The sequence below is a fragment of the Synechococcus sp. H55.9 genome, from assembly GCF_047462355.1.
Taxonomy (GTDB): domain Bacteria; phylum Cyanobacteriota; class Cyanobacteriia; order Thermostichales; family Thermostichaceae; genus Thermostichus.
Genome location: NZ_JANSJB010000205.1, coordinates 1 through 1,060 on the forward strand (window position 1 = coordinate 1; position 1,060 = coordinate 1,060).

Annotated in this window: 1 protein-coding gene and 1 pseudogene; one reads left to right on the forward strand and one right to left on the reverse strand. The window is 56.6% G+C overall.

The window, feature by feature from the left end:
* Positions 1 to 227, reverse strand: a pseudogene (locus NW857_RS13145) (hypothetical protein); the annotation flags it as partial.
* Positions 228 to 353: 126 nt separating this feature from the next.
* Between NW857_RS13145 and lepB the strand changes: the two are divergent.
* Complete coding sequence (lepB, locus tag NW857_RS13150; protein WP_414336229.1) at positions 354 to 1,028, forward strand: signal peptidase I; 675 nt, start codon at positions 354 to 356, stop codon at positions 1,026 to 1,028.
* Positions 1,029 to 1,060 lie beyond the last annotated feature (32 nt).

Genomic DNA, 1,060 nt, shown 5'->3' on the forward strand with positions numbered 1-1,060 from the left:
GATAGTTTCTCGACGTCGCCCGATAGTTTCTCGACGTCGCCCGATAGTTTCTCGACATCGCCCGATAGTTTCTCGACACGCTCTGAGAGCTTTCCAGTATCTCCTGCGAGCCGATCGATCCGCTGCAAAATTTCCCCTTGTTGTTGGCTGAGGTGGGCTATTGCTTGGCTGTTGGTCTCGACCAAGCGCTCAAGCCGATCTAGGCGTTCTTCTGTTGAAATCGTCATGGGGTTTGCAAGTTACAGGCTACGTGTCTCTCGATCGTAAGCTACTGGCGGCCATTCGTCTTTTCGATGCTGGCTCCTGCTGGGTGCGATAATCTTGAGATCGTGCAGTCTTGTCCGTTAGCTCCCATGCCGTCCAAAGATCCAACGTCTCTGCCCAAGCCCCAGTCGGCACCTGCCAGCTCGGGATCCCGCACCTGGTGGCAGGCGCAGCGGGAAAACCTGCTGACGGTTGTGCTGGCGCTGCTGTTGGCTTTCGGCATTCGCACCTTTGTGGCGGAGGCGCGTTGGATCCCCTCCGATTCCATGCTGCCCACCCTGGAAGAAGGGGATCGGCTGGTGGTGGAAAAGGTCAGCTACCGCTTTGGCCCGCCCAGACGCGGCGACATCATTGTTTTCTACCCGCCTGCCAAGCTGAACTTCAACGGCGCCTACATCAAGCGGGTGATCGGCCTACCTGGGGATCGCATTCGTATCGCCGATGGTGAGGTCATCATCAACGGGATCCCACTGCAGGAGGACTATATTTATGCTCCTCCCAACTATTCTTGTCCTGGAGAGCGCTGCCCTGGAGTTCCCAACCAGGGATCCGAATTTGTAGTTCCTCCTCACTCCTATTTTGTGATGGGGGACAATCGCAATGACAGCCAGGACTCCCATGTGTGGGGTTTTTTGCCGGAAGAAAACATCATCGGCAACACCATTTTTCGCTTTTGGCCCCCGAATCGCCTACACGTTTTCACCCCGCCAGAATATCCCGAGCTGCGTTCGGAAACTCAAGTGTTGGGCGACACCGCCCGCTAGGGAGGTCGCTTGACTCTGCCTGGGCTGCTCAG

Bases quoted from the DNA above. Each gene is read 5' to 3' on its own strand.
- lepB (WP_414336229.1), top strand. From the start codon at position 354: ATGCCGTCCAAAGATCCAACGTCTCTGCCCAAGCCCCAGTCGGCACCT.